Source organism: Xylophilus sp. Leaf220 (assembly GCF_001421705.1).
In the GTDB taxonomy this organism is placed as follows: domain Bacteria; phylum Pseudomonadota; class Gammaproteobacteria; order Burkholderiales; family Burkholderiaceae_C; genus Xylophilus.
The window spans coordinates 501,280-522,848 of record NZ_LMKO01000012.1 but is presented as its reverse complement, the minus strand read 5'-3'; the positions used below and the strand labels follow the sequence as shown (position 1 = coordinate 522,848).

Annotated in this window: 17 protein-coding genes; 7 read left to right on the top strand and 10 right to left on the bottom strand. The window is 68.5% G+C overall.

Annotation, left to right across the window (positions count from 1 at the left end; genetic code table 11):
* Window positions 1-12 precede the first annotated feature (12 nt).
* Both ASE76_RS11115 and ASE76_RS11110 read left to right on the top strand, forming a co-directional pair.
* A complete protein-coding gene (locus ASE76_RS11115; protein ID WP_055839056.1) occupies window positions 13-567 on the top strand; it encodes a flavodoxin family protein in 555 nt (184 codons plus the stop codon).
* Between the two features lie 87 nt (window positions 568-654).
* On the top strand, window positions 655-1,539 hold the full coding sequence (locus ASE76_RS11110) for a pirin family protein (RefSeq protein ID WP_055839053.1): 885 nt from the start codon (window positions 655-657) through the stop codon (window positions 1,537-1,539).
* Window positions 1,540-1,602: 63 nt separating this feature from the next.
* On the opposite strand, the gene ASE76_RS11105 is transcribed toward ASE76_RS11110, so the two are convergent.
* A complete protein-coding gene (locus ASE76_RS11105) occupies window positions 1,603-2,346 on the bottom strand; it encodes a sulfurtransferase (protein ID WP_156362658.1) in 744 nt (247 codons plus the stop codon).
* Between the two features lie 120 nt (window positions 2,347-2,466).
* On the opposite strand from ASE76_RS11105, the gene dnaE reads away from it, so the two are divergent.
* The 3 genes from dnaE to clpA all read left to right on the top strand — a co-directional run bounded on the left by dnaE (window position 2,467) and on the right by clpA (window position 8,844).
* Window positions 2,467-5,982, top strand: a complete 3,516-nt coding sequence (gene dnaE, locus ASE76_RS11100; RefSeq protein WP_055839047.1) for a DNA polymerase III subunit alpha — start codon at window positions 2,467-2,469, stop codon at window positions 5,980-5,982.
* Between the two features lie 89 nt (window positions 5,983-6,071).
* Window positions 6,072-6,437, top strand: a complete 366-nt coding sequence (gene clpS / locus ASE76_RS11095) for an ATP-dependent Clp protease adapter ClpS (RefSeq protein WP_082448375.1) — start codon at window positions 6,072-6,074, stop codon at window positions 6,435-6,437.
* Window positions 6,438-6,504: 67 nt separating this feature from the next.
* Entirely contained in the window at window positions 6,505-8,844 is a 2,340-nt protein-coding gene (gene clpA, locus ASE76_RS11090) for an ATP-dependent Clp protease ATP-binding subunit ClpA (protein WP_055839043.1), read from the top strand.
* A gap of 102 nt (window positions 8,845-8,946) precedes the next feature.
* On the opposite strand, the gene ASE76_RS11085 is transcribed toward clpA, so the two are convergent.
* Complete coding sequence (locus ASE76_RS11085; RefSeq protein WP_055839040.1) at window positions 8,947-10,182, bottom strand: acyl-CoA dehydrogenase family protein; 1,236 nt, start codon at window positions 10,180-10,182, stop codon at window positions 8,947-8,949.
* 332 nt (window positions 10,183-10,514) lie between these two features.
* On the opposite strand from ASE76_RS11085, the gene hemP reads away from it, so the two are divergent.
* Window positions 10,515-10,742: a hemin uptake protein HemP gene (hemP, locus tag ASE76_RS20560; RefSeq protein WP_156362656.1), complete on the top strand. Its 228-nt coding sequence runs from the start codon at window positions 10,515-10,517 to the stop codon at window positions 10,740-10,742.
* A gap of 251 nt (window positions 10,743-10,993) precedes the next feature.
* Here the strand turns inward: hemP and ASE76_RS11075 are convergent, their stop codons facing one another.
* Both ASE76_RS11075 and ASE76_RS11070 read right to left on the bottom strand, forming a co-directional pair.
* The gene (locus tag ASE76_RS11075; protein WP_055839329.1) at window positions 10,994-11,383 is read right to left on the bottom strand and encodes a Fur family transcriptional regulator; all 390 of its coding nucleotides are present in this window, start codon (window positions 11,381-11,383) and stop codon (window positions 10,994-10,996) included.
* Between the two features lie 84 nt (window positions 11,384-11,467).
* Window positions 11,468-12,100, bottom strand: a complete 633-nt coding sequence (locus ASE76_RS11070; protein WP_055839034.1) for a histidine phosphatase family protein — start codon at window positions 12,098-12,100, stop codon at window positions 11,468-11,470.
* Window positions 12,101-12,321: 221 nt separating this feature from the next.
* On the opposite strand from ASE76_RS11070, the gene ASE76_RS11065 reads away from it, so the two are divergent.
* Window positions 12,322-13,326: a 2-dehydropantoate 2-reductase gene (locus ASE76_RS11065; protein ID WP_055839031.1), complete on the top strand. Its 1,005-nt coding sequence runs from the start codon at window positions 12,322-12,324 to the stop codon at window positions 13,324-13,326.
* Window positions 13,327-13,371: 45 nt separating this feature from the next.
* Here ASE76_RS11065 and ASE76_RS11060 read toward each other — a convergent pair whose 3' ends face one another.
* From ASE76_RS11060 to ASE76_RS11035, 6 genes are all read right to left on the bottom strand, one after another.
* Window positions 13,372-13,701: a P-II family nitrogen regulator gene (locus tag ASE76_RS11060; protein WP_055839028.1), complete on the bottom strand. Its 330-nt coding sequence runs from the start codon at window positions 13,699-13,701 to the stop codon at window positions 13,372-13,374.
* A gap of 25 nt (window positions 13,702-13,726) precedes the next feature.
* A complete protein-coding gene (locus tag ASE76_RS11055; RefSeq protein WP_055839025.1) occupies window positions 13,727-16,825 on the bottom strand; it encodes an efflux RND transporter permease subunit in 3,099 nt (1,032 codons plus the stop codon).
* Window positions 16,826-16,829: 4 nt separating this feature from the next.
* Window positions 16,830-18,011: an efflux RND transporter periplasmic adaptor subunit gene (locus ASE76_RS11050; RefSeq protein WP_055839022.1), complete on the bottom strand. Its 1,182-nt coding sequence runs from the start codon at window positions 18,009-18,011 to the stop codon at window positions 16,830-16,832.
* A 32-nt stretch (window positions 18,012-18,043) separates the two neighbouring features.
* Window positions 18,044-19,447: a TolC family protein gene (locus ASE76_RS11045; protein ID WP_236698403.1), complete on the bottom strand. Its 1,404-nt coding sequence runs from the start codon at window positions 19,445-19,447 to the stop codon at window positions 18,044-18,046.
* 106 nt (window positions 19,448-19,553) lie between these two features.
* Window positions 19,554-19,973 (bottom strand): hypothetical protein, encoded by a 420-nt coding sequence (locus ASE76_RS11040; protein ID WP_055839019.1) that lies wholly within the window; start codon window positions 19,971-19,973, stop codon window positions 19,554-19,556.
* A 173-nt stretch (window positions 19,974-20,146) separates the two neighbouring features.
* On the bottom strand, window positions 20,147-21,493 hold the full coding sequence (locus ASE76_RS11035; RefSeq protein ID WP_055839015.1) for a TolC family outer membrane protein: 1,347 nt from the start codon (window positions 21,491-21,493) through the stop codon (window positions 20,147-20,149).
* Between the last annotated feature and the right edge of the window lie 76 nt (window positions 21,494-21,569).

The window sequence follows — 21,569 nt, the reverse complement described above, 5'->3', positions numbered from 1 at the left end:
AGAGAGATTTCCATGACCCACATCGTCGTCGTCTTCCATTCCGGCTACGGCCACACCCAGCGCCTGGCGCAATCGGTCGCCGACGGCGCGCAGGCCGAGCTGATCGCGATCGATGCCGAGGGCAACCTGCCGGAAGGCGCCTGGGAGACCCTGGCCGCGGCCGACGCGATCATCTTCGGCACGCCGACCTACATGGGCGGCCCGAGCTGGCAGTTCAAGAAGTTCGCCGACGCGTCCTCCAAGCCCTGGTTCGGCCGCGCCTGGCAGGACAAGGTCTTCGGCGGCTTCACCAACAGCGCCAGCCTCAACGGCGACAAGCAGGGCACGCTGCAGTACCTGGTGACGCTGGCCTCGCAGCACGGCGGCGTTTGGGTCAGCCTGGGCCTGCTGCCGAGCAACGCCAAGGCGGCCGACCGCAACGATCCGAACAACCTGGGCGGCTCGGTCGGCGCGCTGGCGCAGAGCCCCTCGGATGCGAGCGTGGCCGAGATGCTGCCGGGCGACCTGGAAACCGGCCGCCAGTACGGCGCCCGCGTGGCCGCCATCGCCGCCCGCTTCAAGGGCTGACGGCCCCCGGGCGGCGCAGCGCCGTCCGATTCGTCGCCGAACGGCCCGCTATGCTGCGGGCTGTTTCTTTTCCTGCGAGGCCGCGCCATGCCACCCAGCACCATCCTGCATCCCCACGATCGCGACCTGGGCGGCGGCTTCGTCGTGCGGCGGCTGCTGCCGGCGGCCGAGCAGCGGGCGGTGGGCCCCTTCATCTTCTTCGACCATTTCGGCCCGTCGGAAGAGACGCCCGAGGTGCTGCACGACGTGCGGCCCCATCCGCACATCGGCCTGGCCACGGTCACCTACCTGTTCGAAGGGGCGATCCACCACCGCGACAGCATCGGATCGGACCAGGTCATCGCGCCCGGCGCGGTCAACTGGATGAGCGCCGGCCGCGGCATCGTCCACAGCGAGCGCCGGCCCGAGAGCCACCGCGACATCACCTACGCCAACCACGGGCTGCAGCTGTGGGTGGCCCTGCCGCTGGCCGACGAGGAGAGCGAGCCCTTATTCCACCACACCGCCGCGGCCGACATCCCGGCGGTGGAGCCCGCGCCCGGCGCCACGGTGCGGGTGCTGGTGGGCGAGGCCTTCGGCGCCGCTTCGCCGGTACCGGCGAAGGGGCAGGTGCTGTACCTGGATGTCGCGCTGGGCGCCGGCGCCTGCCTGGCGCTGCCGGCGCTGGCCGAGCAGGTCGGCATCTACACCGTCGATGCAGAGTTGCAGGTCGACGGTCGCCCGCTGCCGGCGCGCAGCATGGTGGTGCTGGAGGCCGGGCAGGGCGCGATGCTGTCGGCCGCCGCGCCGGTACGGCTGGTGGTGGTCGGCGGCGACGCGCTCGACGTGCCGCGGCACCTGTGGTGGAACTTCGTCTCCAGCCGCAAGGAGCGGCTGGCCGAAGCCGCGGCCGACTGGGCGGCGCAGGCGATGGGCACGGTGCCGGGCGACGACGAGTTCATCCCGCTGCCCGACCGGCCCCTGCCGCGCTGACCAGGAAAATCCAGAAGAAAAAGTGCCTGCAGTCGGCGATCCGCGCCGACCTCCAGCTATCGATTAGATAGCAAGCGGCACCGGGCTCAGCGCCGGGTCGACCGCCCGCCGGGCGTCGAAGACGAAGCAGCCGCCGCGGTAGTGCGCGCCGTCGGTCTCCTCGAAGTACTTCAGGATGCCGCCTTCGAGCTGGTAGACGTGCTCGACGCCCTGCTCGCGCATCAGGATGGCGGCCTTCTCGCAGCGGATGCCGCCGGTGCAGAAGCTCACGACCGTCTTGCCTTCCAGGGCCGGGCTGTTCGCGGCCAGTGCCGGCGGGAATTCGGTGAATTTGTCGATCCGCCAGTCGATGGCGCCTTCGAAGGTCCCGGCATCCACCTCGAAGGTGTTGCGGGTGTCCAGCGTGACCACCGGGCGGCCGTCGTCGTCGTGGCCGGCATCGAGCCAGCGCCGCAGGGTGGCGGCATCGACCGACGGCGCGCGCCCTTCGGCGGGGCGGATCGTGGGGTGGTCCATCCGGATGATCTCGCGCTTGACCTTCACCAGCATCTTGCGGAACGGCACCGTGTCGGACCAGCTCTCCTTGGGTGCTAGGCCCGCGAAGCGCGGATCTTCGCGGAGCTGCGCCACGAAGCCGCGCACCGCCTCGGCCGGGCCGGCCAGGAACAGGTTGATGCCTTCTTCGGCCAGCAGGACCGTGCCCTTCAGGTCCAGGGCGAGGGCCCGCGCCTGCAGGGTCTGCTGCAGGGCGTCGGCGTCGGGCAGGGGGACGAAACGGTAGGCGGAAATGTTCAGGATGGCGTTCACGGCCGCCATTCTAGGAAAGGCCCCGATGGCGCCAGGGTGGGTGGGCCCGTCTCCTTGGGCGGTGCCGGGCGATCGGCCGTGCGCCCATGGCGCGGCGGGTCGGCTTCCTACAATGGGGGCATGTTCGTCCATTTGCGCCTCCATACCGAATTCTCCGTCGTCGACGGCACCAACCGCATCGACGAAGTCGCCAAGGCCGCCGCCGGCGACAGCCAGCCTGCCCTGGCGATCACCGACCTGAGCAACCTCTTCGGCGCCATCAAGTTCTACAAGGAAGCCCGCGGCAAGGGCGTCAAGCCGATCATCGGCGCCGAGGTGTTCGTCGAGGGCCTGGGCGACGATCCGCTGGCCCTGTCGCGCGTCATCCTGCTGGTGCAGAACTGGCAGGGCTACCTGAGCCTGTCGGAGCTGCTGGCCCGCGCCTGGACCCGCAACCATGTGAAGAACCAGGCCGTCTGCAAGCTGGAGTGGCTGCGCGAGCTGAACGAGGGCCTGATCCTGCTGGCCGGCGCCCAGGCCGGGCCGGTGGGGCAGGCGCTGGGCAAGCACGACTTCACCCGCGCCGCCGACCAGGCCCTGCTGCTGGCCGGCATCTTCCCGCACCGCTTCTACCTGGAGATCCAGCGCGCGGGCCGGCCGGACGACGAGGCGCACGTGGTCGCCACGGTGCAGCTGGCGGCCCGTCTCAAGCTGCCGGTGGTGGCCACCCACCCGGTGCAGTTCACCGAGGCTGACGATTTCGAGGCGCACGAGGCGCGGGTCTGCATCTCCGAGGGCGAGATCCTGGGCAACCAGCGCCGGGTGCGCAGGTTCACCCGCGAGCAGTACTTCAAGACCACCGCCCAGATGGAGGCGCTGTTCGCCGACGTGCCGTCGGCCATCACCAACACGGTCGAGGTCGCCAAGCGCTGCAATCTGGTGTTCGACCTGGGCAAGCCGCAGCTGCCCGACTTCCCCACGCCGGGCGGCATGCCGATCGGCGAGTATTTCCGCATCGCCTCGTTCGAGGGGCTGGAGCAGCGGCTGCAGCACCTGTATCCGCAGATGGAGAAGCGCGAGGCGGTGCGAAAGCGCTACGAGGACCGGCTGGAGTTCGAGATCAACGTGATCCTGAAGATGGGGTTCCCGGGCTACTTCCTGATCGTGGGCGACTTCATCGGCTGGGCCAAGGAGAACGGCTGCCCGGTGGGGCCGGGCCGGGGGTCGGGCGCCGGATCGCTGGTCGCCTATGCGCTCAAAATCACCGACCTGGACCCGCTCGAGTTCAACCTGCTGTTCGAGCGGTTCCTGAACCCCGAGCGGGTGTCGATGCCCGACTTCGACATCGACTTCTGCCAGTCCAACCGCGACCGGGTGATCGACTACGTCAAGGCCAAGTACGGCAAGAACGCGGTGAGCCAGATCGCCACCTTCGGAACGCTCGCGGCCAAGGCCGCGATCCGCGACGTGGGCCGGGTGATGGACATGAGCTACACCTTCTGCGACGGCATCTCGAAGCTGGTGCCGGGCAAGCCGGGCATGTCCTACACGCTGGCCTATCCGCCGGAGAACAAGAAGCCGGGCGACAAGAACAACTACGCGCTGGAACTGGAGCCGGCGCTCTACGAGCGGGTGCGCAAGGAAGAAGAGGTCCGCACCCTGATCGAGATGGCCCAGAAGCTCGAGGGCCTGACCCGCAACATCGGCATGCACGCCGGCGGCGTGCTGATCGCGCCCGGCAAGCTGACCGATTTCTGCCCGCTGTACCAGCAGCCGGGCAGCGAATCGGCGGTGAGCCAGTACGACAAGGACGACGTCGAGGCGATCGGCTTGGTGAAGTTCGACTTCCTGGGCCTGGCGACGCTGACGATCCTCGAGATCGCCAAGGAATTTATCGTCCAGCGGCACAAGGGCCAGGAGCATTTCGCCTACCAGAACATCGCGCTCGACGATGCCCGCACCTACAAGCTGTTCGCCGACGGCAAGACCGAATCGGTGTTCCAGTTCGAATCGCGCGGCATGCAGGGCATGCTCAAGGACGCGCGGCCCACGCGGCTGGAAGACCTGATCGCGCTCAACGCACTCTACCGGCCGGGTCCGATGGACCTGATCCCCAGCTTCGTTGCCCGCAAGCACGGCAAGGAAGAGGTGGAATACCCGCATCCGCTGGTGGCAGAGATGCTGTCGGAGACCTACGGCATCATGGTCTACCAGGAGCAGGTGATGCAGACCGCGCAGATCCTGGGCGGCTACTCGCTCGGCGGCGCCGACCTGCTGCGCCGGGCGATGGGCAAGAAGAAGCTCGAGGAGATGGCCGAGCACCGGCAGATCTTCCGCGACGGCGCCGCCAAGAACGGCCTGAGCACCGACAAGGCCGACGAGGTCTTCGATCTGATGGAGAAGTTCGCGGGCTACGGCTTCAACAAGTCGCACGCCGCCGCCTACTCGCTCCTGGCCTACCACACCGGCTGGCTGAAGGTGCACTACACCGCCGAGTTCTTCTGCGCCAACATGACGGTGGAAATGGACGACACCGACAAGCTGAAGGTGCTGTACGAGGACGCGAAGAAGAATTTCGGCCTGGATTTCGAGCCGCCGGACGTCAACCGCGGCCGCTACCGCTTCGAGCCGGTCACCGACAAGGTGATCCGCTACGGCCTGGGCGCGGTCAAGGGATCGGGCCAGCAGGCGATCGAGGCGATCGTCGCGGCGCGCGAGAAGGGCGGGCCGTTCACCAGCCTGTTCGATTTCTGCTGCCGGATCGACCGCAAGGCGGTCAACAAGCGGGCGGTCGAGGCGCTGATCAAGGCCGGTGCCTTCGACGCGATCCAGCTCAACCGCGCGGCGATGGTCGCCTCGATCGACCGGGCATTCGAATTCGCCGGCACCTGCGAGGCCAACGCTAACCAGGGCGGCCTGTTCGACATGATGGGCGACGACACCCACGGATCGAGCACCCAGGAGCCCGACCTGGTCGAGACCACGCCCTGGGGCGTGAAGGAACGCCTGACGCTGGAGAAGACGGCGATCGGGTTCTACATCTCCGGCCACCTGTTCGACGAGGTGTCGCGCGAGGTGCGGCAGTTCGTGCGGCGCCGGATCGACGAGCTGATCGACAGCCGCGAGCCGCAGACGCTGGCCGGCATCGTCAGCGGCATGCGGGTCATCAACGGACAGCGCGGCAAGCTGGCGATCTTCACGCTCGACGACACCAGCGGCACCATCGAGGCCACGGCCGACGAGGCGGTGATCGCCGCGGCCCGCAATGTGCTCAAGGAAGACGAGCTGGTCATCGTCACCGGACGGCTGCAGCCCGGGCGCGGCGGCTTCGACGCGCGCTTCGTGGTGCAGCAGGTGTCGGACCTGGCCAGCGCGCGCTGCCGGTTCGGCAAGTTCCTGCGGGTGGCGGTGAACGGCCGGGCGCCCGACGTGTCGCGGCTGTTGCGCGATTTCCCGGCGATACGGGAGGAAACCGAGCACGGCGAGCTGGTGCGCGGGCTGGAGGTGCGGCTGTCGGTGTGCTGCGAATCGCAGGACATGCAGGTGGGCGTGGACCTGCGGCTGGGCGACCAGGCGGTGTTCTACCCGTCCGACGCGGCGCTGGCCAGCTGGATGGCCCAGTCGGACCAGGGCAGGGCGGTCATCGTCTACGAGTAGGCGCGCGGGCCCCGAACCTTGAAGTGGCCCGACAGCGACCCCACCTCCGTCTCCTGCAGCGCACCATTCCCATCGATAGAATGAAATTCATGGCGACCCAAACCCCCAAGCAGCCGCCGGCGCCCCCGGCCACCCGGCCCACCCCCGGCGGCAACGACAGCGACTCCGTCGTCCTGGAGCGGCGCACCCAGCGCGTCGGTCCGCCCCAGATGTACCAGGTGGTGATGCTGAACGACGATTTCACGCCGATGGAGTTCGTGATCGTCGTGATCCAGGAGTTTTTCGGTAAAGACCATGGCACGGCCACGCAGATCATGCTGAAAATCCATCTGGACGGCAAAGGCGTATGTGGTGTGTATTCCCGCGACGTCGCGGCCACCAAGGTCGACCAGGTCATGGAGGCGGCCCAGAAATCGGGCCATCCGTTGCAGTGCGTCAGCGAACCAGTTGAATAAAACGGGGTCGTACCCAGGTACGGCTCGTATTCAGGCAAGTATTCACAGCAAGGCAAAAGGAAATCTCATGATTGCCCAGGAATTGGAAGTCAGTCTGCACATGGCCTTCGTGGAGGCCCGGCAGCAACGCCACGAGTTCATCACCGTGGAACACCTGCTGCTCGCCCTGCTGGACAACCCGAGCGCCGCCGAGGTGCTGCGCGCGTGTTCCGCCAACATCGACGACCTGCGCAAGTCGCTCGGGAACTTCATCAAGGACAACACGCCCCAGGTGGCCGGCAGCGACGAAGTCGACACCCAGCCGACCCTCGGGTTCCAGCGCGTCATCCAGCGCGCCATCATGCACGTGCAGTCCACCGGCAACGGCAAGAAGGAAGTCACCGGCGCCAACGTGCTGGTCGCGATCTTCGGCGAGAAGGATTCGCACGCGGTGTACTACCTCCACCAGCAGGGCGTGACCCGGCTGGACGTGGTCAACTTCATCGCCCACGGCATCAAGAAGGGCGAGCCGCCGGAGCCTGCCAAGCCCGGCGAGCCCCAGGCCGAGGGCGAGGAGGGCGGCGGCGAGAAGAACGAGAAGGCGTCTCCGCTGGAGCAGTTCACCGTCAACCTCAACCAGCAGGCCAAGGACGGCAAGATCGATCCGCTGATCGGCCGCGAGTACGAGGTCGAGCGGGTCATCCAGATCCTGTGCCGCCGCCGCAAGAACAACCCGCTGCTGGTGGGCGAAGCCGGCGTGGGCAAGACCGCCATCGCCGAGGGCCTGGCCTGGCGCATCACCCAGAAGGACGTGCCCGAGATCCTGGCCGATTCGCAGGTCTACTCGCTCGACATGGGTGCGCTGCTGGCCGGCACCAAATACCGCGGCGATTTCGAGCAGCGGCTCAAGGGCGTGCTCAAGTCGCTCAAGGACAAGCCGAACGCGGTGCTGTTCATCGACGAGATCCACACCCTGATCGGTGCGGGCGCCGCATCGGGCGGCACGCTGGACGCGTCCAACCTGCTCAAGCCTGCGCTCTCCAGCGGCCAGCTCAAGTGCATCGGCGCGACCACGTTCCAGGAATACCGCGGCATCTTCGAGAAGGACGCGGCCCTGTCGCGGCGCTTCCAGAAGGTCGACGTGGTCGAGCCGACGGTGGCCGAGACGGTCGACATCCTGAAGGGGCTGAAGTCGCGCTTCGAGGAGCACCACGGCGTGAAGTACGCGGTAGCCGCACTGCAGGCCGCGGCCGAGCTGTCGGCCAAGTACATCAACGACCGCCACCTGCCCGACAAGGCGATCGACGTGATCGACGAGGCCGGCGCCGCCCAGCGCATCCTGCCTCCGAGCAAGCGCAAGAAGACGATCAGCAAGACCGAGGTCGAGGAAATCGTGGCGAAGATCGCCCGCATTCCGCCGGCCAACGTCAGCAACGACGACCGCAGCAAGCTGCAGACCATCGAGCGCGACCTGAAGAGCGTGGTCTTCGGCCAGGACAAGGCACTGGAAGTGCTGGCCTCCGCCGTCAAGATGGCGCGCTCGGGCCTGGGCAAGGGCGACAAGCCGATCGGCTCGTTCCTGTTCAGCGGCCCGACGGGCGTTGGCAAGACCGAGGCGGCCAAGCAGTTGGCATACATTATGGGCATCGAGTTGCTGCGTTTCGACATGTCGGAGTACATGGAGCGGCATGCGGTCTCGCGGCTGATCGGTGCGCCTCCGGGCTACGTCGGCTTCGACCAGGGTGGTCTGCTGACCGAGGCGATCACCAAGAAGCCGCACTGCGTGCTGCTGCTCGACGAGATCGAGAAGGCGCATCCGGACATCTTCAACGTGCTGCTGCAGGTGATGGACCATGGCACGCTGACCGACAACAACGGACGCAAGGCCGACTTCCGCAACGTCATCCTGGTGATGACGACGAATGCCGGTGCCGAGACGATGAACAAGGCGACCATCGGCTTCACTAACCCGCGGCAGGCGGGCGACGAGATGGCCGACATCAAGCGCCTGTTCACGCCCGAGTTCCGCAACCGGCTGGATGCGATCGTCAACTTCAAGCCGCTCGACGAGAACGTCATCCTGCGGGTGGTCGACAAGTTCCTGCTGCAGCTCGAGACGCAGCTGGCCGAGAAGAAGGTGGAGGTCACCTTCACCGACGCGCTGCGCAAGCATCTCGCGAAGAAGGGCTTCGACCCGCTGATGGGCGCACGGCCGATGCAGCGCCTGATCCAGGATATGGTGCGCCGCGCCCTGGCGGACGAGCTGCTGTTCGGCCGCTTGACCGAGGGCGGCCGGCTGACGGTGGACCTGGTGGAGAAGGAAGGCGCTGCTGAGCCGGAAGTGGTGCTCGACATCACGCCGCTGCCGAAGCGCGACCGGTCCGCCAAGTCGGAGCCGACGGAGCCGGAAGAAGCCACCGCCGACTGAGCCGGCTCCCTCCACCCGGCAGAGCTTGCCGGGTGGCCAAGAAAAAACCGCAGCCATTTCGGTGGCTGCGGTTTTTTTTATGCTCCGTGCGGGGCGGCGGGTTCAGTGGGGCATGGCGGTCGCGGCGCGCTTGGCGATCTCCAGCTTGGCGATCGCGTTGCGGTGCACCTCGTCCGGGCCGTCCACGATGCGCACCGTGCGCTGGTGGGCATAGGCCTCCGCCAACCAGAAGTCCTGGCTGACGCCGGCGCCGCCGTGGGCCTGGATCGCCCAGTCGACCACCTTGCACGACATGTTGGGCGCAACCACCTTGATCATCGCGATCTCGGCGCGGGCTTCCTTGTTGCCGACGGTGTCCATCTTGTGGGCGGCGTTCAGGGTCAGCAGCCGGGCCTGGTCGATCATGCAGCGCGACTCGGCGATCCGCTCGTGCCAGATCGATTGCTCCGACAGCGGCCGGCCGAAGGCGACACGGCTGCGCAGCCGGTCGACCATCATCTCCAGCGCACGCTCCGCCGCGCCAATGGACCGCATGCAGTGGTGGATGCGTCCCGGGCCGAGGCGGCCCTGGGCGATCTCGAAGCCGCGGCCTTCGCCCAGCAGGATGTTGGAGACCGGCACGCGGACGTTCTCCATCAGGATTTCCATGTGGCCGTGCGGGGCGTCGTCGTAGCCGAACACGCTGATCGGCCGCACGATGGTGACGCCCGGCGTGTCGCGCGGCACCAGCACCATCGACTGCTGCTGGTGGCGCGGCGCTTCGGTGTCGGTCTTGCCCATCACGATGAAGATCTTGCAGTGCGGCACGCCGGCGCCCGAGGAGAACCATTTGCGGCCGTTGATCACGTACTCGTCGCCTTCGCGGCGGATGGTGCACTGGATGTTGGTGGCGTCGGACGACGCGACCGCCGGCTCGGTCATCAGGAAGGCAGAGCGGATCTCGCCGGCCAGCAGCGGGTCGAGCCACTGCTTCTTGTGGGCGTCGGTGCCGTAGCGCTCGATGGTTTCCATGTTGCCGGTGTCGGGCGCCGAGCAGTTGAACACCTCGCCCGACCAGCCGACCCGACCCATGATTTCGCACAGCGGCGCGTAGTCGAGGTTGGAGATGCCGGGCACGCCGTCGTACTCGTGCGGCAGGAACATGTTCCAGAGGCCGGCCGCGCGCGCGATCGGCTTGAGTTCTTCCACCAACGGCACGTGGCGCCATGGGTCGCCTTCGCGGCGCAGCGTGTCCATCTCGTGGTGGTAGCGCGCCTCGTTCGGATAGATGTGCGCGTCGAAGAACGCTTGCATGCGTTGCAGCAGATCGCGTGTCTTGGCGGAGTGTTCTCCCAGCATGGCGTCGTCCCTTTCGTGGATGGAATGGCAGTCTTGTAGCAGGAAGCGATTGCACACCGGCCCGCCTGTCGAAAAGGTCCCAGAAGCGACTGGCGGCGGCCCACCAGTCGCACCGGTGACCCGCGGCAAGCCTGTAGGGCGCCGAAAGCCGAATTGATTCAATGCGTAATAGAAAATGAAAACGATTCGTATTCGAGTGCTATGATGCGTCCACGCTTCTGGTTCTCTCCGCGCTCCAGATCGCACCACCGGCCACCTGCCGCATGCGACCCGGGATGCGGCCACCGCAAGACACCGCGCGCTTCGCAGCGCGCACGACCCAAGGATTCACCATGCAGACTTTGTCCATCGACCGTCCCGTTCTCCGTTTGCAGCGCGTTCCCGCCGGCAAGCCCCGCGGTGCCGTGGGCGAGCAGGCGACGCCGCCCGCGTCGTCGGACGCCCCCAGCTTCGACAGCATGTCGCTGCTGCGCGGCAGCAAGGTCGTCGAGATCGCGCACAACGGATCGGTCTACCGCCTGCAGGCGACCAAGCTGGGCAAGCTGATCCTCACCAAATAGGTTTCATCGTGGGGCGACTCCGGGACCTCGGTCCCCAAGGGTCGTTTTTGCTAGCCATCGGTTCGCCGGCCAGCCATGCTTTTTTTCCCACACGTCGATTCGCGCCACGCCCCCGAGAGGCGTGGCCGCCAGGCGGTCGAGCGCCTCGGCCTCCAGGGCTGCGCCGTCCAGTCCCCATTCCCAGGCGCTATTCAATTGATAGCTAATGGTCGGCTTGCAACGCCGGCTACAGGCACTTTTCCTTCAAATTTCTAGCTCTGCCGACCTTCGGCTGCGCCGCAATCGGCACAGCGGCCGTACAGCGTCAGTTCGTGCCCGTCGACCTGGAAACCCGCCGGCGCCAGCTGCTTGAAGTCTCCCGGGCAGTGGTGCACGTCGAACACCCGATCGCACAGCCGGCACTGGAAATGGTGGTGGTGCCCGTGGTGGGCCGACTCGTAGCGCGGCGCCTCGCCCGGGAGTTCCACCGCACGGATCTCGCCGCTCTCCACCAACAGCTTCAGGTTGCGGTAGACGGTGGCCACACCCATCGCGGCCACTTCCTTTTGCGCCGCCTCCAGGATTTCCGCGGGCAGCAGCGGGCGACCCGCGGTCTGGAGCACCTGCCGGATCGAGCTGCGCTGGCGGGTGGAGCGTTCCATGGTGGTCATCGGTGATTCGTCCGGGAGGGCAAGAGGATTTGCCATTGTCCCCGGACTGGGTCGTTCGCCGACGGGCCGGGGCTTTCAGGACAGGTGTCGAAGCCCCTCGACCGCCGTCGCCAGGGGCACGGCCGTCCAGCCACTGGCGCGGCGGTCGAAGCGCAGCGGCAGCGCATTGGCGAACCAGGCGACCGTCGGCTCCAGCCCGAGCAGCGCCGCCAGCGCGTGCAGCGTACCGCCGTGGGCCACGACCAGTACCGGTGCGGGCCGTCCCAGGGCACTTCCCAGGCCATCGGCCGTACGCGCCACGAACTGCGCCAGCGTCTCGCCACCGTCGGGCGCACAATTCCAGTCCAGCGCGACCGACGAGGTACCGATAAGCACACCGAAATGCCGCTCGCGCAGGCCGGCCAGCGTCTCGACGCCGACCGCGCAACGCCCGTCCACCGCCGCAGCGGTCTCCCGCGTGCGCCGCATGTCGCTGGCGACGATGCCGGCGATGCCGGTTTCTGCCAGCAGCGCCGCGGCGGCGACGGCCTGGGCGTGGCCGGTGGCGTCGAGCGGTTCGTCGGCGTCCTGGAAGATGCGGGACGCGTTGCGCGCCGTCTGGCCGTGGCGCAGGAAGTAGAAGGTCGTGCAGTCCGGCGCGAGCCGATGCGGCGCTGCGGCCGCGCGGAATGCGGCGTGCATCGCGGAAGGGGCATGGGGAGGGGACATGGTCGGGCGTGGGCGTGGGCGTGGGCGCTGGAGGTGGCCCGATTCTGTGCGGTCGCCGGCCCGGCCATTGCTTCCTGGGCGACAGCGGGTCGCGTGTTTCGCGGGGCGCTGTCATACAGTGCGGGCACCTTCCATTCTTTGAGGTGCCATCCCATGCAATTTTCGGCCGTCCGTTGTCCTGTTCTTCGATTCGCTCGCCCCGCATGCGCAGGGGATGCCGCATGAAGGTCTGCATCGTCGGTGCCGGTGCGATCGGCGGTTTCATCGGCGCGCGGCTGGCCGCCGCAGGGCAGTGCGACGTGAGCGCCCTGGCGCGCGGCGCGACGCTCGCTGCGCTGCAGGCCCACGGCTGGCGTCTGCAGGAGGGCGGGGCGCTGCTGCAGCGGCCGGCCCGCGCGGAGGCCGACCCGCAGCGGCTCGGCCTCCAGGACCTGGTGGTGATCGCGGTGAAGGGCCCCGCACTCTCTTCGCTGGCCCCGTCGCTCGCCCCGCTGATCGGGCCCGACACGGTGCTGCTGCCCGCGATGAACGGCGTGCCGTGGTGGTTCTGCGACCGTGTCCCTGGATGGGATGGCCGGCCGATCGAGAGCGTCGACCCCGGCGGGCGGATCGCCGCGGCCCTTCCGGCAGCGCAGGTGCTGGGCTGCGTGGTGCACGCGAGCGCATCCACCTCCGCTCCCGGCGTGGTGCAGCATGCGATGGGCCAGGGCCTGATCGTGGGCGAGCCCGCGGGCGGTGCTTCCGCGCGGGCCCGGCGCGTCGCCGACCTGCTGGCGCAGGCCGGCTTCGCGGCCACGGTGTCGGCCGACATCCGCTACGACATCTGGTACAAGCTCTGGGGCAACCTGACGATGAATCCGCTCTCGGCGGTCACCGGCGCCACCATGGACCGGCTGCTCGACGACGAAGACCTGCGCGGCTTCTGCGCCCAGGCGATGCGCGAGACGGCGGCCGTGGGCGCCGCGATCGACTGCAGCGTGGCCCAGACGCCCGAAGAGCGCTTCGCCGTCACCCGCAAGCTGGGCGCGTTCAGGACCTCGATGCTGCAGGACGTGGAAGCCGGCCGGCCGATGGAGCTGGACGCGATCGTCTCCGCGGTGCAGGAGATCGCCCGCCGGCGCGGGGTGGCGACGCCCGCCGTCGACGCGCTGCTGGGCATCGCCCGGGTCTTCGGCCAGGTGCACGGGCTCTATCCACAGAACGCAAAAACGCCGGCCGCGGGCTAGGCCCGGGCCGGCGTCTTTCCAGAAGCCCCGCCAGCGGGGCGGGGGTCAGAAGTAGGCGCTGCGGTCGCGGATCCGGTGCATCTCCGCGATCTCTACCACCCAGACCAGTCCGTCGCCGATGTTGCCGGTGTGGCAGCTGTCGATGATCGCGGCGCGGATCACCGGCACCATCTCGTCGTCGGCCAGCACGCTGACCATGATCTTGTCGGAGAAGTCGGCCAGCTGCTCCCGCACGGAGCGCTTGTCCATCGACGCCGGGGCGGTGAAGCCCTCGGCCTTGAACAGCGTCACGCCGGGAAAGTTGGGGATGGCGCGCAATGCCTCGCGCAGGCGCTCGACGCGGCTGGGGCGCACGATGGCGCGTATTTCCTTCATGGGATGGATTCCTTGTGTCGGGCCGTCAGGCCTCGAGGGGTTTTTCGTCGAACCAGCGGTAGAGCACCGGCAGCACCACCAGGGTCAGCAAGGTCGAGCTGAGCAGGCCGCCAATCACCACGATGGCGAGCGGACGCTGCACTTCGGAGCCGGGGCCGGTGGCGAACAGGAAGGGCACCAGGCCCAGCAACGCCACCGTGGCGGTCATCATCACCGGGCGGAACCGGGCCACGCAGCCTTCGCGCACCGCGGTCGCGACGTCCATGCCGTCCTCGCGCAGCTTGCGGATGTAGCTCACCAGCACCACGCCGTTGAGCACCGCGATACCCCACAGGGCGATGAAGCCCACCGACGCCGGCACGCTCACGTATTCGCCGGTGACGAACAGGCCGATCAGCCCGCCGATCGAGGCGAAGGGCAGCACCAGGATGATCAGCCCCGCCAGCTTCACCGAGTTGAACAGCATGAACAGCAGGAAGAAGATCGCGGCGATGGTCAGCGGCACGATCACCGACAGCGTCGACATGGCGCGCTCCATGTTCTCGAACTGTCCGCCGTACTCGAAGTAGTAGCCGTCGGGCAGCTTCACCTCGCGGTCGATGCGCCCCTGCGCCTCGGCCACGAAGCTGGCCAGGTCGCGGCCTTCCACGTTGGCGCCCACCACCACCCGGCGCTTGCCGCTCTCGCGGCTGATCTGCGCCGGGCCGTCCATCAGCTGGATCTTGGCGACCGAGTAGAGCGGCACCTGCGCGCCGTGCGGCGTCGGCAGCAGCATGTTGCCGATCGCTTCGACCGAATTGCGCACCTCCTCTGGGAAGCGCACCGCCACCGCGTAGCGGCGCTCGCCCTCGTACAGCGTGGTGACCGCCTTGCCGCCGATGGCCGATTCGATCACGCCCTGCACGTCGGCCACGTTGAGGCCCTGGCGTGCGATCGCGTTGCGGTCGATGTCGATCATCAGCGCCTGCTGGCCCGAGAGTCGCTCGATCCGGATGTCCCGGCTGCCCGGAATGTCCTTCAGGATGCGCGCCACCTGCTCCGAGATGCGCTTCAGGTCGGCCAGCGTGTCGCCGAAGACCTTGATCGCGACCTGCGAACGCACGCCGGTCACCATCTCGTCGACCCGCTCCGAGATCGGCTGCGACAGCACGATCTGCACGCCCGGAATCGACGACAGCTTCTGGCGGATCTCCTCGTCGATCTCGTCCTGCGTTCGCTTGGATTCCGGATCCAGGATCACGATCGGATCGGACTCGTTCGGCCCGGCCGGGTCCGCCGGCGACTCGCCGCGGCCCAGCTTGGACACCACCGATTTCACGCCGTCGATGCCCGAGATGAGCTTCATCGCATCCATCTCCATGCGGATCGACTCGTCGAGCGAGATGCTCGGCACCCGGTTGATCTGCGGCGTGAGCGCGCCTTCCTTCATCGTCGGCATGAAGGACTTGCCAAGGAACGGGAACAGCGCCAGCGAGGCCAGCAGCAGCAGCACGGAAACGGCCAGCGTCAGCTTGTTGCGCGCGGTGGCGCCGTCGAGCAGCCGCAGGTAGTGCCGCTTCATGAAGGCGATGATGCGGGTGTCGTGGTCGCCCGCGCCCGGCTTGACCTTCAGGAAATAGGAGCACAGCACCGGCGAGAGGAAGAGCGACACCAGCAGCGAGACGAACAGCGCGATCGCGATGGTCATGGCGAGCGGGCCGAACATCTTGCCTTCCTGGCCCTGCAGCGCCATCAGCGGCAGGAACACCAGGATGATGATCATGATGCCGAAGATGGTGGGCACCGCCACCTCGTTGGTCGCCTGCAGGATGGTCCGCACCCGCGAGGCGCCGTCGTCCTTCATCTGGCCCAGGCGGTGGTAGACGTTCTCCACCACCACCACGGTCGCGTCCACCATCAGGCCGATCGCGATGGCCAGGCCGCCCAGCGACATCAGGTTGGCCGAGATGCCGTAGCGGTTCATCATGATGAAGGTGGTGAGCGGCGTGATGATCAGCGTCGCCACCACGATCAGGCTGGAGCGCACGTCGCCCAGGAACACGAACAGCACCACCACCACCAGCGCGATGCCTTCGAGCAGCACCTTGGCCACCGTCCAGATGGCCGAATCGACCAGGTCGGTCCGGTCGTAGAACGGCTGGATCTGCAGGCCGCCGGGCAGCATGCCCTTGCTGTTGATCTCCTCCACCCGCGCCTTGACCCGGGTGACGACCTCCTTGGCATTGCCGCCCCGCATCATCAGCACGATGCCGGAGACCGCCTCGGTGTAGCCGCCCTTGACGATCGCGCCCTGGCGCACCTCGTGGCCCAGCTTCACTTCGGCCAGGTCGCGCACGAACACCGGCACGCCCTTGTCTTCCTTCACCACGATGTTGCCGATGTCGTCGAGCGTGCGGATCAGGCCCACGCCCTGGATCAGGAACTGCTCGGTCGCCTGGGGCAGGATGCCGCCGCTGGCGTTGGAGTTGTTGGCGGCGATCGCATCGACCACCTTCTGCACCGACAGGCCATAGTGCCGCAGCCGCGCCGGATCGACCAGCGCCTGGTACTGGCGCACGTAACCGCCCTGCGAGTTGATCTCGGCCACGCCGGGGATCGAGCGCAGCAGCGGCCGCACCACCCAGTCCTGGATCGTGCGGCGCTCGGTGAGTTCGGCAGGCGTCAGGGCCCGCTCGCCGTCGTCCGGATGGTTCAGGGTGTACTGGTACACCTCGCCCAGCCCGGTCGAGACCGGGCCCAGCACCGGCACGATGCCGGCCGGCATCCGCGGTGTGGCCTCGATCAGCCGCTCCATCACCAGCTGCCGCGCGAAGTACACGTCGGTCGCGTCGGTGAAGACGAGGGTGATGATCGACAGGCCGCTCTTGTTGAGCGAGCGCATCTCCTCGATGCCCGGCAGGCCGGTCACCGCGATCTCCAGCGGCACGGTGACGAAGCGCTCGATCTCCTCGGGCGACCGTCCGGGCGCCTCGGTCGCGATCTGCACCTGGACGTTGGTCACGTCGGGGAAGGCGTCCACCGAGAGGCGCGTGGCCTCCCGCAGACCGAAGGCGCACACCGCGAGGGCGAGCACCACCACCAGAAGCCGCTGACCCAGCGCGGCCCGTATCAGGGAAGCGATCATCGGGTTACTCCAGTTCGGCGCGCTTGCGCTCGTTGTTCAGGTGGAATGCACCGTCGGTGACGATCTGTTCGCCTTCCTTCGGGCCCTGCAGCAGCGGGCGCACGCCGTTGTTGCCGGCGCCGAGCTCGACCGGCGTCAGCCGGTACTGGTTGTCGCCGGTCTTCACGAAGACATGGTCGCGGTCGTTCTCGCGCACGACGGCCGCCACCGGCAGCGCCAGCGCGGGCTTGGCCGCGCCGGAGATCCGCATCGTGGCCAGCATCTGCGGCTTGAGCGAGCGCTGGGCGTTGTCGACCTGGGTGCGGATCGCGACGGTACGCGTCTCGGGCTGCACGGTGGCGCCCACGTAGACGATCTTGCCGGTGATCGGCACGCCGTTGAGGGCCGGCACGTCGATCTCGACCGACTGGCCGGCTTCGACCGAGCTGGCCGCCTGCTCGGGCAGTGCGCCGACCACCCAGACGTTGCTCAGGTCGGCGACGGTGAACATCGGGTCGCCCGGCTGGGCCACCTGGCCCTGGCTGACGGTGCGCTCGATCACCACGCCGGCGCGGGGGGCGCTGACGACGGTGGCCTCGGACAGCGTGCCCTGGCTGCGCAGCTGCGCGATCGCGTTGGGCGAGACACCCATCAGCCGCAACTGGTCGGTCGCGGCGCGCAGTTCGGCGGTCGCGATCGCCAGCTCGGCTTCGCGGCGCTGCAGTTCGGCCGATCCGATCACGTCGGCCTGGATCAGCTGGCGCGCGCGTTCGACGGCACGGGCGGCCAGCGACTTGTTGGAGTTGGCGCGCAGCACGGCCAGCTGCGCCTGGGTCAGCTCGGGGCTGGCGACGCGGGCGAGCGCCTGGCCGGCGCGGACGTTGTCGCCCGGCTCGACCAGCACGTCGGTCACCCGGCCGGTCACCGAGGCGCCGATGCGCGACAGCAACCGCTGATTGGCTTCGATGCGGCCAGGGATTTCCTGGACGCTGGCGATGTCGGCCTTCTTCAGCGGCTCGACCTTGAAGTTGGACGCCATCTCGGGCTTGACCTTGACGACCATCGGGTCCTGGGGTGCGGCCTCGGCGGCGGGGGCGGCAGGCGCTTCGTTGGACTTGCCGCAGCCCTGCAGGGCCAGCAGGGTGCACAGCGCGAGCGCGGCGGCCATGCCGGGGCGGCGGGCGAAGGAAGAGGAGAAAGTCTGCATGGTGGGTCTCGACTGGAGCAAAGGAGGGGCGCTCAGCGCGCGAGGGCGCCGGGGGTGGCGAAGCGGCCGGAGAGCAGATCGAGCTCGGTACGGGCGGCCTGGACCTGGTAGCGGGCGGTGATCAGGTCCGCGCGCACGCCGCGCAGCACCCGCTGCGCATCGAGCACGTCCAGGATGCCGCGCTCGCCGAAGCGGTAGGCGGCGTCGGCCACGCGCAGGGCGGCCTCGGCATCGCGCACCGCGCCTTCGCTCAGGGCCTGGACCCGCAGGCCCGCCATCTCGAGCGCCTTGGAGGCGTACTGCAGCTGCTGTTCCAGTTCGGCGCGGCGGCCTTCGAGGCGCACGCCCGTGCGCGCCACTTCGGCATCGGCCTCGGCGATGGGGCCGGCGCGCTGGTCGAGCAGCGGAATCTGCAGGCTCACGCCCAGGATGTTCTGCTTGACCTCGGGCTCGCGGCTCTGGGTGTAGTTGAGGGTGACGCCCGGCCAGCGGCCGGCACGCGCGCCGCCCAACTGGGCCCGCGCCCGGTCGTTCTCGGCCTGCAGCACCCGCAGTTCGGGGTTCTGCGACAGGGCCTCGACGCGCAGGGTCTCGAGCGGTGGCACGTTGGCCGAGTCGGTCAGGGAAGCGTCCAGCTGCCAGCGGGCGGGCAGGGCGCCTGCCGCCAGCCGGTTGAGGAAGATGGCCGCCTGCTCGGCCTGCAGCAATGCCGACTGCTGCAGCGAGCGGGCATTGACGATCTCGGCCTCGGCCTTGATCAGTTCGTAGCGGGGTGCCTCGCCGCTGTCGACCCGGGCACGCACCCGCGAATTGACCTGTTCGAGCAGCGAGAGCGCCTCGCCCGCCGCGACCGCTTCCGACTGGCGCAGCAGGTACTCGTAGGCGCGCAGCCGGATCTGGGCGACCAGCTCATTGCGGGTCACCGCCACCTGCTGCGCGCTGCCGCGCTCCCCCGCGGTGGCGGCCTCCACCCGAGCGCGCCGCACCAGCGGGTTCTCGATCAACTGCGAAACGCCGACCGTCTGGAGCCGGCCCGACAGGCTGCTGGCGCCTGCGCGGGGCGTCTGGTCGCCCCGGGTGTAGTCGAGCGTCGGATTGGGCAGGGCGCCGGCTGAGGTGATCGCGGCCAGCGCGCCCTGGCGGGCCCGCTCGGCGGCCAGCAGGCCGGGGTTGTACTGCAGCACCGTGTCGGTCAGCTGCTGCAGGCTGATCCGGGGGGCATCGGCCATCGGCGCGAGTGCCGCGGCCCCCGCGGCCGTGGCGGCGGGCAAATTGAGGGCCGGTGCGCCGCCGGAGGCAGCGGGCGGAGCCGACCGTGGCGCCAGCGTGCCGGGCGGCATGGCCGGCGGCGTCTGGGCCAGGGCGATTCCGGAGTGCAGCAGCGCGAACGCCACCGCTGCCAGCGCAGGATGATTTTTCTTCACTCGATGTGACATGGATTGCGGCCTTGCGAAAAGGCGGAACGAGACGAAACGGCGTAGCGTCCGGCGGCGCCGGCGTACGGATGCAGAAACGGACGGGCGCCCACAGCCGGGCGCCGGATCAGGTGCGGAGCGTGCGGGGCGGGCGCAGCAGGTCGCGAACCCAGGGGGTCGGCGCCGCCAGGCGTTCGAGCGGCACGATGCTGTGCGCTGTCTGCACGCAGGTGTCCGGAGATGGCTGCCAGGCCATCATCTCGGTACGGTCGTCGTTGGTGGCCTGTGTGTCGGAGACCACTTGGGCGGCCGCTGCGCTGAGGCCGCCCCGGTCGGGTTCCGGGTAGCAGAACACGAAGAGTGTCTCGGCCACCGCGACCGCGGCTTCCGCGGCCATCGCGCTGCCGACCACGGGCGCGAGGGTGATTTCGGCTGCCCGCACATCCATCGGTTGCCGCCGGCAGCCGTTGCCCGCCAACGCGGTCAGCGCGAGCAGGACCAGCAGCACAGTGGCAGCGATGGATCGGAAGGACAGGGCCTGGGACATGCGTACGGGTAAATTGATGCTGCAAAGCAACAATGGAAAGCCGTATTTTGCACGATTCGCATTAACGTGACGAAACGGTAATAGTGAATACCCGATGAACAGGTTTTATCCCGCCGCTTCTGCTAGGAAAAATCGGCCCGTGCGCATGGCCCGCTGCGCAGGAGCCGCGACGCTCAGCGTGTCGCCAGCAGCGCGTCGATCATATGGATGTCCTGCGGAACCAGCGTGCCGGCCGCCTGGCGCAGCCGGATCTGTCCCAGCAGCAGGTTGTAGCGGGCCTGGGCCAGGTCGCGCTTGGTCTGGTAGAGCTGGCTCTGCGCATTCAGCACGTCGATGTTGATGCGCACGCCCACCTGGTAGCCGAGCTGGTTGGCCTCCAGCGCGCTCTGGCTCGAGGCCTCAGCTGCCTCGAGCGCCTGGACCTGGCCTGCGGCCGACAGGGTGCCGAAGAACAGGGAGCGGGTGGCCTGCGCCACGTTGCGCCGGGTGGCGTCGAGATCGGCCATCGCCTTTTCCTCGAGCGACAGCGTCTCGCGCACCCGGTTCTGGATGGCGAAGCCGGCGAAGAGCGGCATGTTGAGCTGCACGCCGAGCGAGGCCTGCTTCGTCCGGTAGGACACCGGCACGCCGGTGGTGCCGTTGGGAAAGCGCGAGGCGTTGTACCCGGCCGTCAGGTCCACCGTCGGAAGATGCCCGGCCTCGGCCTTCTGCACTTCCAGCCGCGCCACGTCCAGCGCGATCTGCGCCTGCCGAATCGCCGGCTGGTAGGCCTGGGCGTCGTCCACCCAGCGGTCGGGCGTGTTGGGCACCAGCGTCGGCAGCACCACCCGCGGCGCCAGCGGCAGCGGGGCGGTGCCGTAGCGGCCGACCAGCTGGTCGAGCGCCGCGCGCTTGACCCGCAGGTCGTTGTCGGCGGCGATCTCCTGCGCGGTAACCAGGTCGAAGCGGGCCTGCGCCTCGCGCGTGTCGGTGATCGTGGTGTTGCCCACTTCGAAGTTGCGCTGCGCCGATGCGCGCTGCTCTCCTACGGCGGCCTTCTGCGCCTGCACCAGCCCCAGCGTGTCCTGCGCCGCCAGCACGTCGAAATACGCCTGGCTCACCCGCACGATCAGATCCTGCGAAGCCGATTCCAGCGAGGCGCGGGCCAGGTCGATCTGGCGCTGGCTCTGGGTGAAGGTCAGCGCGTTGACCGGCCGGTACAGCGGCTGCGAGCCGTTCACGCCCAGCTGGCGGGTGGTCGTGCCGTTGTTGGCGTCGGGCAGGCTGATGTCGGTGTGGACACGCGACACGCCACCGGTGAGCGACGCCGAGGGCAAAAGGCCCGCCCGCGCCTGCTCGCTGCGGCTCACGGTGGCGTCGTACGACGCCTGCGTCGACTGGAACGTGGCGTCGTAGCCGCGGGCCGCGTCGTACAGCTCCGCCAGGCTCTGGGCCTCTGCATGCCCGCAGAGCAGCACGGCCGATGTCAGTAACGGCAGGTGCCGCAGGAACCGCTGGGACGAAAGCCGGGGAGGGCGCATGGTGATGGAGCGTGGTGGGTGGAAGGGAACCCGGCGACCGTGCGATGCACCGCAGCCAAAGCCTGCATCTACTGGG